Source organism: Caballeronia novacaledonica (assembly GCF_900258035.1).
In the GTDB taxonomy this organism is placed as follows: Bacteria; Pseudomonadota; Gammaproteobacteria; order Burkholderiales; family Burkholderiaceae; genus Caballeronia; species Caballeronia novacaledonica.
Map to the genome: position 1 here is coordinate 1 of NZ_OGTP01000044.1, position 16,286 is coordinate 16,286.

The 16,286-nt window shown below is 61.6% G+C and carries 13 protein-coding genes; 9 read left to right on the top strand and 4 right to left on the bottom strand.

Features of this window, described 5'->3' with window-relative positions; all coding sequences use genetic code 11:
- The first annotated feature begins 283 nt into the window (after nt 1-283).
- The 3 genes from acnD to NOV72_RS31215 all read left to right on the top strand — a co-directional run bounded on the left by acnD (nt 284) and on the right by NOV72_RS31215 (nt 5,329).
- Nucleotides 284-2,881, top strand: coding sequence for a Fe/S-dependent 2-methylisocitrate dehydratase AcnD (gene acnD, locus NOV72_RS31205; RefSeq protein ID WP_106858367.1), 2,598 nt, complete (start codon nt 284-286; stop codon nt 2,879-2,881).
- A gap of 24 nt (nt 2,882-2,905) precedes the next feature.
- Nucleotides 2,906-4,099, top strand: coding sequence for a 2-methylaconitate cis-trans isomerase PrpF (prpF, locus tag NOV72_RS31210; protein ID WP_106858368.1), 1,194 nt, complete (start codon nt 2,906-2,908; stop codon nt 4,097-4,099).
- Nucleotides 4,100-4,201: 102 nt separating this feature from the next.
- Complete coding sequence (locus NOV72_RS31215) at nt 4,202-5,329, top strand: YbdK family carboxylate-amine ligase (protein ID WP_106858369.1); 1,128 nt, start codon at nt 4,202-4,204, stop codon at nt 5,327-5,329.
- A 31-nt stretch (nt 5,330-5,360) separates the two neighbouring features.
- Here the strand turns inward: NOV72_RS31215 and NOV72_RS31220 are convergent, their stop codons facing one another.
- On the bottom strand, nt 5,361-6,221 hold the full coding sequence (locus NOV72_RS31220; RefSeq protein ID WP_106858370.1) for an ATP-grasp fold amidoligase family protein: 861 nt from the start codon (nt 6,219-6,221) through the stop codon (nt 5,361-5,363).
- A 542-nt stretch (nt 6,222-6,763) separates the two neighbouring features.
- On the opposite strand from NOV72_RS31220, the gene NOV72_RS31225 reads away from it, so the two are divergent.
- From NOV72_RS31225 to NOV72_RS31240, 4 genes are all read left to right on the top strand, one after another.
- Nucleotides 6,764-8,035, top strand: coding sequence for a hypothetical protein (locus NOV72_RS31225; protein ID WP_245933230.1), 1,272 nt, complete (start codon nt 6,764-6,766; stop codon nt 8,033-8,035).
- A gap of 424 nt (nt 8,036-8,459) precedes the next feature.
- On the top strand, nt 8,460-9,674 hold the full coding sequence (locus NOV72_RS31230; RefSeq protein ID WP_106858378.1) for a glycosyltransferase family 4 protein: 1,215 nt from the start codon (nt 8,460-8,462) through the stop codon (nt 9,672-9,674).
- Nucleotides 9,675-9,992: 318 nt separating this feature from the next.
- Nucleotides 9,993-11,231, top strand: a complete 1,239-nt coding sequence (locus tag NOV72_RS31235; RefSeq protein ID WP_106858371.1) for a glycosyltransferase family 4 protein — start codon at nt 9,993-9,995, stop codon at nt 11,229-11,231.
- A gap of 27 nt (nt 11,232-11,258) precedes the next feature.
- Nucleotides 11,259-11,777, top strand: coding sequence for a hypothetical protein (locus tag NOV72_RS31240; protein ID WP_106858372.1), 519 nt, complete (start codon nt 11,259-11,261; stop codon nt 11,775-11,777).
- Between the two features lie 33 nt (nt 11,778-11,810).
- Here NOV72_RS31240 and NOV72_RS31245 read toward each other — a convergent pair whose 3' ends face one another.
- The 3 genes from NOV72_RS31245 to NOV72_RS31255 all read right to left on the bottom strand — a co-directional run bounded on the left by NOV72_RS31245 (nt 11,811) and on the right by NOV72_RS31255 (nt 15,244).
- On the bottom strand, nt 11,811-12,656 hold the full coding sequence (locus NOV72_RS31245; RefSeq protein WP_106858373.1) for a helix-turn-helix domain-containing protein: 846 nt from the start codon (nt 12,654-12,656) through the stop codon (nt 11,811-11,813).
- Nucleotides 12,657-12,693: 37 nt separating this feature from the next.
- Nucleotides 12,694-13,251 carry a carboxymuconolactone decarboxylase family protein gene (locus NOV72_RS31250; RefSeq protein ID WP_106858374.1) on the bottom strand — a complete coding sequence of 186 codons (558 nt, stop codon included), beginning with the start codon at nt 13,249-13,251 and terminating at the stop codon, nt 12,694-12,696.
- A gap of 118 nt (nt 13,252-13,369) precedes the next feature.
- Entirely contained in the window at nt 13,370-15,244 is a 1,875-nt protein-coding gene (locus tag NOV72_RS31255) for a serine hydrolase domain-containing protein (protein ID WP_483862444.1), read from the bottom strand.
- 126 nt (nt 15,245-15,370) lie between these two features.
- On the opposite strand from NOV72_RS31255, the gene NOV72_RS32520 reads away from it, so the two are divergent.
- Nucleotides 15,371-15,544 (top strand): hypothetical protein, encoded by a 174-nt coding sequence (locus NOV72_RS32520; protein WP_181291208.1) that lies wholly within the window; start codon nt 15,371-15,373, stop codon nt 15,542-15,544.
- Nucleotides 15,545-15,666: 122 nt separating this feature from the next.
- On the top strand, nt 15,667-16,143 hold the full coding sequence (gene bfr, locus NOV72_RS31260) for a bacterioferritin (RefSeq protein ID WP_106858376.1): 477 nt from the start codon (nt 15,667-15,669) through the stop codon (nt 16,141-16,143).
- Nucleotides 16,144-16,286: the final 143 nt, after the last annotated feature.

The following is a 16,286-nucleotide window of genomic DNA, read 5'->3' on the forward strand; positions in this document are numbered from 1 at the left end:
GGGCCGCGCACATCATCGAGCAACGCATCGACAACAAGATCATCCGGCCGAGCGCGAATTACACCGGACCGGAGAATCTCGAATTCGTGCCGCTCGCGAAGCGTTCCTGAAGCGCATGGCTTGCCCTTCGACGTAACGCCGTCGGTCCCGCCGCCGCACCCGGCGACGGGACTTTTTTTGAAAATGGCGCCTAAAATAGCCCGAATTCCTGACGAAGGGGCTTTCCCCACCATACCCTTCGAGCGTGGCATCTGAAAGACCATGCAATGACCGAGACACCGCGATGAATACTGCAAACCGCAAACCCCTGCCCGGCTCCTCGCTCGATTACTTCGATGCGCGCGCAGCCGTCGAAGCCATCGCGCCGGGCGCCTATGACAAGCTGCCCTACACCTCGCGCGTGCTCGCGGAAAATCTCGTCCGGCGCTGCGATCCGGCGACCCTCGAAGCGTCGCTGATGCAGCTCGTCGAACGGAAGCGGGAACGCGATTTCCCGTGGTTCCCGGCGCGCGTCGTGTGTCACGACATTCTCGGACAGACCGCGCTCGTCGATCTCGCGGGACTGCGCGATGCCATCGCCGATCAGGGCGGCGATCCCGCGAAAGTGAATCCCGTGGTGCCCGTGCAGCTCATCGTCGATCATTCGCTCGCCGTGGAATGCGGCGGCTTCGATCCGGATGCGTTCGCGAAGAACCGCGCAATCGAGGACCGGCGCAACGAAGATCGCTTCGACTTCATCAACTGGACGAAGAAGGCGTTCAAGAATGTCGACGTGATTCCGCCGGGCAACGGGATCATGCATCAGATCAATCTCGAGCGCATGTCGCCGGTGATCCATGCGATCGATGGCGTCGCGTATCCGGATACGCTCGTCGGCACCGACAGCCACACGCCGCACGTCGATGCGCTCGGCGTGATCGCGATTGGCGTGGGCGGGCTCGAAGCCGAGAACGTCATGTTGGGCCGCGCGTCGTGGATGCGGCTGCCGGATATCGTCGGCGTGGAGTTGAGCGGCAAGCATCAGCCGGGCATCACGGCAACCGATATCGTGCTCGCGCTCACCGAATTCCTGCGCAAGGAAAAAGTGGTCGGCGCGTATCTCGAGTTCTACGGCGAAGGCGCGTCGAGCCTCACGCTCGGCGACCGCGCGACGATCTCGAACATGGCGCCCGAATACGGCGCGACTGCCGCGATGTTCTACATCGACGAGCAGACGATCGAATATCTGCGTCTCACCGGCCGCGACGACAAGCAAGTGAGCCTCGTCGAGCACTACGCGAAAACTGCCGGACTGTGGGCTGATTCGCTGGCGCACGCCGAATATGAACGCGTGCTGCGCTTCGATCTCTCGACGGTCGTGCGCAACATGGCCGGTCCGTCGAATCCGCACAAGCGCCTGCCGGTGTCGGAACTGGCCACGCGCGGCATCGCGGGCAAATGGGAAGAAACGCCTGGTCAGATGCCGGATGGCGCGGTGATCATCGCGGCGATCACGAGCTGCACCAACACGAGCAATCCGCGCAACGTGATCGCGGCGGCGCTGCTCGCGCGCAATGCAAATGCGCAAGGTCTCACGCGCAAGCCGTGGGTGAAGTCGTCGCTCGCGCCGGGATCGAAAGCGGTCGAACTGTATTTGCAGGAAGCCGGCTTGCTGCCGGATCTGGAGCAACTCGGCTTCGGCATCGTCGCGTTCGCGTGCACGACCTGCAACGGCATGTCCGGCGCGCTCGATCCCGCGATCCAGCAGGAAATCATCGATCGCGATCTGTACGCGACCGCCGTGCTCTCCGGCAATCGCAACTTCGATGGCCGCATTCATCCGTATGCGAAGCAGGCGTTTCTCGCGTCGCCGCCGCTCGTCGTCGCGTATGCGATCGCGGGCACGATCCGTTTCGACATCGAACGCGATGCGCTCGGCATCGGCGAGAACGGCCAGCCCGTGTATCTGAAAGACATCTGGCCGAGCGACGAAGAGATCGACGCGATCGTCAAACAGAGCGTGAAGCCCGAGCAGTTCCGCAAGGTCTACGAGCCGATGTTCGCGCTGACGGCCGCGAGCGGCGAAGCCATCAGCCCGCTTTACGACTGGCGCGCGCAAAGCACGTACATTCGCCGTCCGCCGTATTGGGAAGGCGCGCTCGCGGGCGAGCGCACGCTCGAAGGCATGCGTCCGCTCGCCGTGCTCGGCGACAACATCACGACGGACCATCTCTCGCCGTCCAACGCGATCCTCGCGAACAGCGCGGCCGGAGAATACCTCGCGAAAATGGGCTTGCCCGAGGAAGACTTCAACTCGTACGCGACGCATCGCGGCGATCATCTGACGGCGCAGCGCGCGACCTTCGCGAATCCGACGCTCATCAACGAAATGGCGATCGTCGATGGTCAGCAGAAGAACGGCTCGCTCGCTCGCATCGAACCGGAAGGCCGCGTCACGCGCATGTGGGAAGCGATCGAAACGTACATGGAGCGCAAGCAGCCGCTCATCATCATCGCGGGCGCGGATTACGGACAAGGCTCGTCGCGCGACTGGGCCGCGAAAGGCGTGCGGCTCGCGGGCGTCGAGGCGATCGTCGCGGAAGGGTTCGAGCGCATTCATCGCACGAACCTGATCGGCATGGGCGTGCTGCCGCTCGAATTCAAGGCGGGCGCGAATCGGCAGACGTTCGGCATCGACGGCACCGAGACCTATGACGTGATCGGCGAGCGCAGGCCACGCGCGGATCTCACGCTCGTGATGCATCGCGCGAACGGCGAGCGCGTCGAAGTGCCGGTGACGTGCCGGCTCGACACAGCCGAAGAAGTCTCGATCTACGAAGCCGGCGGCGTGCTGCAACGCTTCGCTCAGGACTTCCTGGAGTCGTCGAAGGCAGCGGCCTGACATTCAACCAAGGACACGAATCACATGGCACACGCACCTCAGATCAAGATCCCCGCGACCTACATGCGCGGCGGCACCAGCAAGGGCGTCTTCTTTCGCCTGAACGACTTGCCCGAAGCGGCGCGCGTGCCCGGCCCCGCGCGCGACGCGCTTTTCCTGCGCGTCATCGGCAGCCCGGACCCGTATGGCAAGCAGATCGACGGCATGGGCGGCGCGACGTCGAGCACGAGCAAGACGGTCATCGTCTCGAAGAGCGCGCGGCCCGGTCATGACGTGGACTATCTCTTCGGTCAGGTCGCGATCGACAAGCCGTTCGTCGACTGGAGCGGCAATTGCGGCAATCTTTCCGCGGCGGTCGGACCGTTCGCGATCGCAAGCGGCCTCGTCGATCCGGAGCGCGTGCCGGACAACGGCATCGCCATCGTGCGCATCTGGCAGGCGAATATCGGCAAGACGATCATCGCGCATGTGCCGATGACGAGCGGCGCGGTGCAGGAAACCGGCGATTTCGAACTCGACGGCGTCACGTTCCCCGCCGCCGAAGTGCAGCTCGAATTTCTCGATCCGGCCGCGGAGGAAGAAGGCGCGGAAGGCGCGATGTTCCCGACCGGCAATCTCGTCGACGATCTCGAAGTGCCCGGCGTCGGCACCTTCAAGGCGACGATGATCAACGCGGGCATTCCGACGATCTTCGTGAACGCGGACGCCATCGGCTACGAAGGCACCGAGCTGCAGGACGCGATCAACGGCGACGACGCGGCGCTGAAGCGCTTCGAAACCATTCGCGCATACGGCGCGCTGCGCATGGGCCTGATCAAGAGCCTCGATGAAATCGCCAAGCGTCAGCACACGCCGAAGATCGCGTTCGTCGCGCGGTCGGCGGAGTATGTCGCATCGAGCGGCAAGCGCATCGGCGCGAACGACGTCGACGTGCTCGTGCGCGCGATGTCGATGGGTAAGCTCCATCACGCGATGATGGGCACGGCGGCGGTCGCCATCGGCACGGCGGCGGCGATTCCGGGCACGCTCGTGAACCTCGCGGCGGGCGGCGGCGAGCGTCAGTCGGTGCGCTTCGGGCATCCGTCGGGTACGTTGCGCGTGGGGGCGGAAGCGGTTGAATCGAATGGCGAGTGGCAGGTGAAGAAGGCCGTCATGAGCCGCAGCGCGCGCGTGCTGATGGAAGGCCGCGTGTGGGTTCCGAACGTGCTGGCGGACTGAGAATCGCACGTCCGTCTGTGCAGGGGTCTCATGGATTCGAGCCGACTCGCGTAGAATCGAAGCGCCGATATCGACCTTCGACTCCGTGCGACAGGACATCCCATGCTGCAGCCATTTGCGTCATCCGAGCCGTTCACGATTGGCGTCGAGCTCGAAGTTCAGGTCGTCAACACGCACGACTACAACTTGACGAAGGCGACGACGGAGCTGCTGAATCGCGTCAAGGAAGAGACCTTTGCAGGGGCGATCAACCCCGAGACGACGGAAGGGATGATCGAGTTGTCGACCGGCATATGCAAGGGCTTCGATCAGGCGCGAAGCGAATTGCAGGTTCTTCGCGATACGCTCGTCAAGGCAGCCGACTTCCTGAATGTCGGCGTGTGCGGCGGAGGCACGAATTTCTTTCAGAACTGGTTCGACCAACGCTCCGATGGCCGCGAGCGCTCCGAATACCTCATGGGACTGTACGGAGCGCTCTACCAGCAATTCACGATCTTCGGCCAGCATGTGCACATAGGCTGTTCCGATCCCGACTCCGCGCTCGTCCTGTTGCATTCGTTATCGCGTTACGTCCCGCACTTCATCGCCCTGGCGGCTTCGTCTCCGTTCGTACAGGGAAGCGATACGCAGTTTCAGTGCGCGCGGCTCAATTCGGTCGCTCCATTCCCTTTGTCGGGGCAAGCGCCGTTCATGACGAGCTGGTCCGCGTTCGAAGAGTACTTCGAACGCATGACCAACACGGGCCTCGTCAAAAGTCTGAAGGACTTTTACTGGGACATTCGTCCAAGCCCAGGCTATGGCACGGTCGAAGTACGCGTGATGGACACGCCGCTGCGCGTCGAATGGGCAGCGGCGATTGCCGCTTATATTCAGGCGCTCGCGCGATATCTTCTGCTCGACAAACCCATTCGCTTAAGCGAACGCGATTACGAAGTGTATCGAACCAACCGCTTCATGGCTTGCCGCTTCGGCCTCGACGGAACATGCGTGAATCCGGAAACCGGGCAGAGCGGGACCATCCGGGCCGAGATTCTCGCCACGCTGGACGCGATCGCCAGCCACGCAAAAGTGATCGGCGCCGAGGAAGGACTCGACATCGTCAGGCGCACCGTCACTTCCGGTTTGAGCGATGCCATGTGGCTGCGTCGAATCTACGGCACGCACGATTCCCTGCATGAAGTGGTGCGCCAGCAGTGTCGCGTATGGCGTGGCGCGCAGGCGCTCGAATAGGCCGCCCGCGCGCCACGTTCCGCAGCGCGATCTACATCAGGTTGCCCCACTCGTAATCCACCCTGTCCGGCCGCAGCCGAAACATTCCCGCGCCGGGCGTGAAAGTCAGTTCACCGAAATAGATGGCGTCGTTCGAATCGTAGAGATCGACACGCACGAATTCGAAATCGCTCGCCAGCTTGCGAGCAACCGCCAACAGCGCGTCCAGCTTCTCCGGCCGCGGGGCCGGCGCTTCGCTGGGCTTGTAGTGGCCTATCGAGATGTCGAGACGGTTCCAGTCGGCGTCGTATATGTCGCCGCGTGTGGATTCGCCGAAGCGGTCCGTGATAACGAGGATGAAAATCTTCGGATCGCCCGATTGCTTGTTGAAGACGTGAAACTTCAGATCGGGTGGAACCTTGCCATCCGGTTCGGTAAGAAGTGCCTCGAAGAAAATGCGCCGTTCTATCTTGCGGTAATGTCGTTCGCGCGCGATCGCGTAAAAGTCGGTCGATAACCAGCTTTTCGCCAAGGCATCGAGCTTTTCGAACGACGTCTGGCTCTTGTCCTTGACGAGATGGACGAACCCGCTGCCGTGATTCGCCTTCATGACGAAGGCCGACGGCAAAGCGTCGAAGACATCCCTCGTGAAATCCGACGGCTCCGCAGCGAGCGGCACGAGATATTCGCCGCCGATCTTTCCGGCTACGTATTCGCGCACCTTCAGCTTGTCGGTGAGATCGCCGAAGCGTGGATCGGGTTCGAGGCAGCGACGCAGGATCTTTTCGTTGAACGTCGTCGGATTGCGCATCTTGGGAAAGCGCCCGATCCTGCGACGATGATAAATGCTCAGATAAAGGTTATCGGGCAACAAATCCCTTACACTGTGAATCAGCGACTTTGAAAGAGTCATTCACTCGCCTCCAATTTCTTTTACGTCGGACGAAATCGCTCTCGCCCATGTTTGGCTGCGCCTTGAGCGTACCGCGTTTATCGAGGCGTTGTTTTGCTGAAGGACGGTACTCGGATCACACCCTGAATTTTCTGCTGAAGCGTCGACCCTCCGTATGTGCGCGAGCGCACACACCCGTCAACGGCGCTATCGGAACTCGTATCCAACGGTAGTTTTGCTTGCGACCACGATACATCGACGTTACATTGCCTCTGGCCGGCAAAACAGACGCCGGACCGGTTTCTCTCTTTCGATGAGTCGCTGAACTTCAACGGCGTGCGCCCGACCGATCCGCATTCGGTCGTTCAACCGAACGTCGCAGCGACAGACGTCAACACTTGCATCAATCGTATCGGGACCGTCTCGACGAACGAGCGTCTTATTGCTCGGCAGCGGTTCGCGATGCTTCCGATGCCGGATGCACGTCACGCATGCATCGCGCATGCGTCCGCAGTGCAGCCCGCAGCACCTTCAGAAATCCATCCAAGGGGCGGAGACGACACATGCTCAAAGAGAAACACAGACATACTCGCTGGATGACCGGCGCACTCTCGGCCGCGGCGCTCGCACTGCTGGCCGCTTGCGGCGGTGGCGGCGGCGGTAGCAACACCGCCGGCAACGGCTCGAGTACGCCGACGAATTCCGGCGATACCGGGTCGGGCACACCGTCTACGACGCCCACTACGCCCACTACGCCAACCACTCCCACTACGCCCACTACGCCGACCAACACCACGCCGACGCTCGCCGCGGCAACCCCGGTCCTCGACGGCACGACGCTCGGCACCGCGCAATGGACCGACGGCTCGACCGCCACCGGCGGCACCGGCCAGGCGCTCGGCAACCTCACGTGCACGGTCGCGGGCAGCAAGTACACCTACGCGCATCTGTCGATCTATCAGGACGGCAAGCAACTCGCGTTACCGGCGAACATCGGCACGGTGGCGCCGACCATGGCGTTGCAGCGGGGCTGCGTCTATCCGGTTCACACGGCTGACACGTCGGGCAAGATTCGCATGGACGTGACGTCCACGAGTTCGTACACGCTCGGTCAGTTCTTCGCGGTCTGGGGTCAGCCGCTCAGCACGACCAACGTCGCCGGCCTCACGGGCGACGTGACTGCATGGGTCAACACGGGCGGCACGCTTACGAAGTACACCGGCGATCTCGCGAGTCTCTCGCTGTCCGACCACAGCGAAGTGACGCTCGTGGTGGGAACGCCGCCCGCGCAGATCGCGACCTACACGTGGACCGATCCGCCGCCGTTCACATCGACGGTCACGACGCTCGTCTACGGCGGCGTCGTGGGCAGTTCGTTCTGGCCGGATGGCAATACGGCGACCGGCGGCACGGGCGCGCCGGTGGATGGCGTGATTTGCGCGGCGGGCATGGCCGAAACCTTCCACGTGCATTCGCATATCGCCATCTTCAAGGACGGCCAATGGCTCGCGTTCCCGAAGAACGTCGGCATCTTGCCCCAGTGCAACTATGAGATGCATGTGCACGACAACACCGGCATCATCCATATCGAAACACCGAACTTGAAGACATTCACGCTCGGCGAGGTTTTCGATATCTGGGGACAGCCGCTCTCCAGCACGAACGTCGCGGGTATCACGGGCAATATCGTGGTCTATATCAACGATAACGGCGATGTCCGCCGATACATGGGCGACCCGCGCAACATCGTGCTGACTTCGCTGCGGGATATCACGTTCCAGATCGGCACGCCGTTGACGACGCTTCCGACGTATTCCTGGTACGAGCCGCAGTAAGCTCGCCGAAGAACGCCGTGGCGCAAGCCGCGGCGTTCTTCGTATTGCCTGAACATCTGTCGTGCTTCAGGCATGCGCTCCCCCATTTCCCCACGCGTGTCTGTGCGGTACTGCATTGAACGATGGTTCGCAAACTGTTATGTTTTTCATAGCGCAGTCTTCTCCATCCGCAGCGAACATGCGCTTGCACGAGTATCTGTCATGGCAGAGATGAGCACGGTATGACATTAAGTCGTCAGGCACCGTGAGCATCATGCTTCGAACACGACGTAGTTTCATCTGACGTCGCGTATGATGATTCAACTTTGCGCCTGGATTCACGGGGTCTTTTCATCGTGTCCTCGACAATAGAATCCTGAAAGCACTTCGCACCGCCGTGTTTCTGAATGGGCCTTTGCAGGGAGACCTCGACGTCGTGAAGATAATGATCGTGAACACGCTCTACTTTCCGGACGAACCGGGAGGCGCCGAGATATCGACGCGACTGCTCGCCGAGGGTCTGGTGAGGGCGGGCATCGAAGTCTGCGTGGTCTGCGCGACGGGAACGGGCTCCGACCGCGTCGACGATGTGAACGGCGTGAAGGTGTATCGGCTACGCTCGGTGAATCTTTATTGGCCGCATGTGCGAGAGAAGCACGGCCGCGTCGCCAAGCTCATCTGGCATGCCATCGACGTATATAACGTCATCATGTCGCGCAAGCTGTCCAGCATCATCTCGCGCGAAAAGCCGGACGTGATCAGCACCAGCAATCTGTCTTGTCTCTCCGTCGATATCTGGCGGCTCGCGCGCAATGCCGGCGTGCCGATCGTGCATACGGCGCGCGACTATTATCTGATGTGTCCGACGGCCATCATGTTCTCTCATGACAAGCCGTGCCAGCGGCAATGCGGCGTCTGCGCGGTGTATGCGCAGCCGAAGCGCGTCGCGTCGGCGCGTGTTGCGGCGGCTGTCGGCGTCAGCCGCTTCGTGCTGCAAAAACACCTGGAAAGCGGGTACTTTTCGCGTGCGGCACGCACGGCGGTCATCTACAACGCGTGCGAGTCGAACGATGGTTCGGCCTCGGCGCAACGCACGCGCCGTTATCAGGGCGGTCCGGTGCGGCTCGGCTTGCTCGGGCGGGTCTCGCGAGAAAAAGGACTGGAAGTCTTGCTCGAACAACTGCTCGCGAACGATACGCTGCAATGGACGCTCGCCGTCGGCGGCCACGCCGATGCGGACTACCTCCAGTCGATCAAGGCGAAGTACGACGATCCGCGCGTCGAGTATCTTGGCCGCGTGAATCCCGACGAATTCTTCAATAGCATCGACATTCTCGTGGTGCCTTCGATCTGGAACGAACCGTTCGGCCGCGTGACGGTCGAAGCGTACTCGCACGGCGTGCCTGTTGTCGGTGCGAATACCGGCGGCATTCCCGAAGTCATCGAGCCGCGCACGAACCTCGTGTTCGACATGGCGCGTCCGTCGACGATCATCGGCAAGTTGCACGAAGCCGTCGCGATGCTCGAAGACCCGGACGTGCACCTTCGTCTGCGCGAATACGCCGCGCGCTTCAACGTGGAGGCCATGGTCGATGCTTACCGGGCGTTGTACGAAAGCGTGCTCACCGAACAGGCGATCCCACGCGTCGTATGTCCGTAGTCCGGACGTACTTTTGTCGAGGCCCTTATCGATTTTCGATTCTTAAGGAATCTGGAAAGTCAGCAGAAACACGCAAGCTAAAAACTGCAATAACTCTATCTTTGATGGGGTAAACTGGTCCGCACAGCGAGACGTCGCGGCGACAACCGTCAATTGTCAACTGTCAGGCCATACGCTGCCATCATCGGAGCCGCGACACATGAAGGAACGCACGAGCCGTCGAATCATCGGGAAGCGCTCATCAGGCTGTCGCCCGCGTGAAGTCTTCCAGACCGCCACGCTGTCGGCTCGCATCGACCCGCATCTTCCTCATACGCCGTGAAAGTACTGATCGCGAACACGTTATATTTTCCAGACGAGGTCGGCGGCGCCGAAGTGGCGACGCGACTCCTTGCCGAAGGACTGGTCAAGGCCGGCGTGGAGGTGTGCGTGGTCTGCGCCACCGGCGTCGGCGAAGACCGCAGCGAAGAAATCAACGGCGCGAAAGTCTATCGCCTGCGATCGAGCAATCTCTACTGGCCGCATGCGCCGGGCGAGCATTCCCGCGTCGCCAAGCTCATCTGGCACGCGATCGACGTGCGCAATACGGCCATGTCACGCAAGCTCGCCGATATCATCAGGCGCGAGAAGCCGGACGTCGTCAATACGGCCAACCTCTCTTGTCTTTCCGTCGATGCATGGCGCGTCGCGAGCAACGCAGGCGTGCCGATCGTGCACACCATCCACGACTACTACCTGCTGTGCCCCACCGCGACCATGCTCACCGGCGGCAAGCCGTGCCCGAGTCAATGCGGCGTGTGCTCGCTGTATGCGAAGCCGAAGCAGATCGCGTCCGCCCAGGTCAACGCGGCGGTTGGCGTGAGCGGCTTCGTGCTGCAGAAGCATGTCGAAAGCGGCTTCTTCTCGCGGGCCGCGAAGACCACGGTCATCAACAACTGCTTCACGCCGACCAGGGATTCAACAGGCGAGCAGCATTCGAGACCAACCGGCAACGCGCCATTGAGACTCGGTATGCTGGGGCGCGTGCTGCCCGAGAAAGGTATCGAGCTCTTGCTGGAACAGTTGCTCGCGGACCGGACGCTCGACTGGACGCTTGCCGTGGGCGGAAGCGGCGATCCGGATTACGTCGAAGACATCAAGGCGAAATACGCGGACCCGCGCGTGAATTTCCTCGGGCGAGTCGATCCGCCGGATTTCCTGAGCAAGATCGATATTCTCGTGGTGCCGTCCGTGTGGAACGAACCGTTCGGGCTGGTGGTGCTCGAAGCGTATTCACATGGCGTGCCCGTGGTGGGATCGAGCCTGGGCGGTATTCCTGAAATCATCGAACCGCGTTCGAATCTCCTTTTCGACGTCGCTTCCCCCGAGACATTGATCGGCAAGATTCACGAGGCAAGCGCAATGCTCGACGATCCATCGGTGCATGACCGGCTGCGTCAGCATGCAAAGAAGTTCAGTCTCGATGCGATGATCAACGCCTACGTCGAACTGTACGAAGAGATGGTTTGCGTCGAAGAGCGAAAGCCTTCTCTGGCGACGGGACGCGAAGCGAATTGAAGTGCGAATCGGCCTTGCGAGGTCATCATGCGCAACTCCATGAAAGCGGCTGTGAAGTGTGTGCTTGCAACGCTGCTGCTTGCGGCGGCCGTGCTGTTACTGAATGCGCGCTTCCCCGATGAAGTGCACAGCGCAGTGCCAGGGTCCAAAGCGAGAGACGTCTGGGTGGCCGAAGACGAAGTCATCACGCTGGTCGTTCACTCCGCCCCGGACTGCAAGTATTGCGTGCGCTGGAAGGGGCCTTTCGCCGGCGAAGGGCATTTCAAATCCTGGGCGCGCACGCATCCCGGCACGCAGCTTTTCATCGTCGAGCGCGCGTCGATAGCCAGCAACGAGAAGCCAGAGGACTATCCTCAGGAACTTCGCTGGCTGTCGGAACAAAATCAAAAAGCGCAGCGCCTGCGACCGGGCACGCCGATGTTCGAAGTGTTCGTCGCGCAAAATCTGGTGCTTCGGTCCTATGGTCTGGATTCGTGGGACGAGGATGTTTTCCCCGCCGTCAAGGATCTCGACGCCCGACGCACGCATCGCGCCGCAAGTCGTTGAATCGCTCAGCCGGATATCGAACCGGGAACGACTTCAGCGCTGTGTCGAATGTGCGGCGAGCAATCGCAGATGGCGTGCTTCGGTTTCGTCGTCGGCGGGAAACATGCATTCCAGACGCAGTTCCTGCGTCGCGACGTTCTGCGGTGCGCCGACGGTCGTGACCATCGAGAAATAGCGAAGCACGGCGCCTTCGCTGACGAAGCAAATCGGAATGACGGGCATCGTGGGCGCGGCGGATCGGCCGTGATGGGTCTTCCAGTCACGCGGCGCATCCGGATAGGCGAGCAGTTCGTCGAGCAGACTTTGCGTGCCGTCGTCGACCACGCGCCCGACCGATTCCCGATACACGCGCTGCAACAGGCTTCGCGAGACGGTTTCCCAATCGGCCACGAATGGGCGCATCCCTTTCGGATCGAAGATCAGATGCAGCATGTTGCGCGGACCTTCACGCGCGGCCATGTCGATGAAACAGCCGAAGAAGCGCGGCGCGGCGGCGTTGGTCATGAGCACGTTCCAGTGGCGATCCATCACGATCGCCGGAAACGGTTCGTGCTGACGGACGACCCGTTCGAGCGCGCGGACGACGCCGTGCATCTCCTGCGCGTTCCACGGTGCTTCCGAATACACGGGCGCGTAGCCCGCCGCGAGCAGCAGCGCATTGCGCTCGCGCAGGGGCACGTCGAGTGTCTGCGCGAGCGTCAGCAACGTGTCCCGGCCCGGCACGCTGCGCCCGCTTTCGATGAAGCTGATCTGACGTTGCGACACGCCGGCCTCGAGTGACAGACCGAGCTGGCTCATGCCGCGCACATCGCGCCAATAGCGCAGCAGATCACCGAGTTCGCCCGACGCGGCATTCGGATCGGGACGCATGGCGTTCATCGAATCTCCCGTATCGGGTTGGATGGACGAAGCAGACTCACGCTGCCGGCGCATGCCAGGCGAGCGCCTCGAACTGCGCTTCGAGCGGCGGCCGCGTGATGCTGCTGGTGTAATTCGTGATCGTCGATGCCGCAACCACCGCGATGACCTCCAGCATCTGCGCGGTATCGAAACCCGCTTCGAGAAAGCGTTTCTGGTCCGACTCGGCCAGGTGACCGCGCTTGTCGATCAACGCGCGCGCCAATGCCGACAGCGCGGCCAGACTGGCATCGTTGGGCAAGGCGCCGTGCCGGATCGCATCGACGTCGGCGGGATGCACGCCTTCCTTCAACGCGAGCGCCGTATGGAACGCGACCGGCCATTCGCTCGCGTTCGCGACGGCGTTCGTCAACAGCACGGTCTGAATCTGCGGCTCGGTCAGGCTGCTCGCATGCACGCGCTCGAACACTCCGATGAAAGCCTTGATCAGCACCGGCGACGCTGCCATCGTGCCCGCGACGTTCGGGATCAGGCCGAACGTCTGCTGCAATTGCTGGAGCACGGGCCGGGATTGCGCGGGCGCGGTGTCGATCGTGTGAACGGGATAGCTGAACATGGTATCTCCTTGGCTTGCGCGCGACCGGAATGGAGGCGCGAAAGCCATAGAGTAGAAGCGGCCGCGCGTTGCGCCAATTACATCGCATGTAATCGAAGTGGCGACGCGCGCGGAAGCCTCACGCCTTGTCGTAAATCGAACTGCCCAGCGTCAACGTCGTGCTACTCGACGACCCGAAGCGGATCTCGTAGAGATCGCGGCCGAAATTGCCGGGCACCTTCACCGACATGCCGCCGCGATCGTCCGCGAGCGGCACGAAAAGCTGATATCGAAGGTCTTCGTTACCGTACAGGACATAGCCCGGCAGTTCGGTCAACGTGGTGAGATAGGCCGGCGGATTGCCGAGGATGACGATCGGCACGGCCGTCGGCGAATCGTTCGTCAAGGTCCATTGCGTGCCGATACGCTGCTGCCACGCCGCGTCGGGCGGCGTCAGCGGCGCGAGCTGCTGACCGATCGGCAGCGTGAGATACGCGTAGCCCGCGCCCGGCACGACGCGCTTCATCACATAGCGATATGTGAACGCGTTGCCTTCGCTGTCCGTTCCCGAAACGACCATGAAACGATACGACGCGGTATCGGTGTTGCTCCACCACCATCCGTCGCTGCGATACTGGTATGCGCCGACCTGCTTCCACGCACGCGCCGGACCGTTCCACTGATTCAATTGCAGACTGCCGTCCGGATTGGCGATCACCTGCAACGGAGAATCCGAGTTGCCGTAGATGCCGCCCGCATTCGCGATGCCCGGCGCCGATGCGGCCGGCGGCGGCGTCGTGCTGACCTTGGCCGGGAGCGAGGCGATCGTGCCGTCTTCCTTCAGCGCGGACAGAACGAGCGATTCCGCCAGCTTGCGCGCGTCGTAGCCCGAATTGCCGGTCACCATGAGCGCCAGTTGCGCCTGCGGCACCACGAAGAACTCGCTCGAATAGAACGCGGTCCCGCCGTCCTTTTCCCATCCGAGGATGCCCGCGGCCTGGAGCGCGGGCTGTTGCACCGAATCCCAGCCGAGACCCCAGCGCCACTCCGGCGATGGATTGATCAGGAGTCCGGCAGACTGATCCACGCCCATCTGCGCAATGCCCGCCGCCGACACCACGCGTTGTCCCTGAAACATACCGCCGCCGATGATCATCTGCGCGAGATTCATCATGTCGCCGGGCGTCGAGCTTAGTCCGCCGGTCGCGTACGCATTCACGAATTCCTGATACTGCGTGCCGTTCTCAAAAGGATAGGAAAACGAACCTTCGTTCGGCACGGCCGTGAGATAGCTCGAATTCGTCATCTTCAGCGGCGCGAGGATATTCGCTTCGACGAAGCTCGCAAAGCTCTGGCCGGTCATCGCGAGGACGATCTGCTCGACCATCGTGAAGCCGTCGTTGCAGTACACGGCGAGCTCGCCCGGCAGATGCTTCAGATGCGTATTCGCGAGTTCGGCTTGCGTGTCGGCTGCGTAACCGGGAACCGGCGCGAAGGTGAAGAGATTGCGTGAATTGGTGCCCGGCAATCCCGACGAGTGCGACAGCAGATGCCGCGTCGTGATCTGCGCGTACTCGGGGGACAGCATCGTGAACGTCGGCAGATAGCGGACGATCGGCGTATCGAGCGTAATCAGCCCGCGATCCTGAAGAATCGCGGCCGCGAGCGCCGCGAAGAGCTTGCTGACCGAGCCGATATTGAAGCGCGTCTGGTTCGTCGCCTTGGTCTGGCTCGGCACCGACGACACGCCGAACGCCTGCTGCCAGAACACGTTGCCGCCCTTGAGCATGGCCACGGAAATCGCGGCGACGGGATTCGCAGGATCGGAAATCGCCTGCTGAATGGCCTGTTGCCCCATCGCGACCGTCTGCGGATAGGGCTGTGAATCGGAGTGATCGCTGCCGCAACCCGGAAGGATTGTCGCGAGCATGCCGGCGCCGGCCGCGCCGAGGAACTGCCGCCGGCTCGCGCTGGGCGCACGAGGACTGAAACGGATACGGTTTGATCGGGGCACGACGTCTCTCCTTGTTGTTCTTCGAAGGGCGTACTGGGTGCGACTCGGTCTTCTCGCGCCTGGATTATAGGCATGAAAATCACAGGATGATCCGGCCGGAACAGATTCGCGTCGCGAGAGGCGATCGTGATCGACGTTGGCTTAAACGGCCACGATGCGCTCGTCACGCTCCGGCTCAAACGGGCGGAAGATTGTACGGTCGTCGCCTGCGGGCCGGGATTTCGTGCGCCGCGCATCGACGATCAGGTTCATTTTTCGATCGAAGGCGACGCGGTGGCTTATCGTGCGACTGCCGGTTGAATCGCGACTCGACGAAATATGGACAAAATTTCGCCGCGAATGAAAATAAGTCTCGTTGTCGGCCTGTCATCGCTCAGGGTCTATCCTGAGTGTGTGCCAACGCGACAAGGCAGGAGACGGGAATGCAGAGCGATCCGAAAGTGATTGACTACCTCAACGCCGAATTGAAGAACGAACTGACAGCCGTGCACCAGTATCTTCTTCACGGGCGTCTCTACAAGCATTGGGGTTTCGAGGAACTCGGCGCGCACGAATACAACGAATCGATGGACGAACTCACGCATGCGGACAAGCTGATCGAACGCATTCTCATGCTCGACGGCATGCCGAATTTGCAGGATCTTCATCCGCTAGCCATCGGCACGCATACGCTCGAAGTACTCCAGAACGATCTCCAACTCGAGAAAGCGGCTCAAGCGCAATGCAAGGAAGGCATCGTCTATTGCGAATCGGTGCGGGATTTCGTATCGAGAGAGATCCTGGTCGAACTCCTCGATGCCACCGAGGATCACATCGACTGGCTGGAGATTCAGATCGGCCTCGTCGACAAGATCGGCATCGAAAATTACCAGCAATCCGCGATTCACAAAGTTGTGTGATCGTTATCGCGCGTTTCCAACGCAAAAACCCCACCTTTGCGGGGTGGGGTTTTTGTTTGCAGCGTGAGGAGCCTGACGATTACCTACTTTCACACGGGAATCCGCACTATCATCGGCGTGGAGTCGTTTCACGGTCCTGTTCG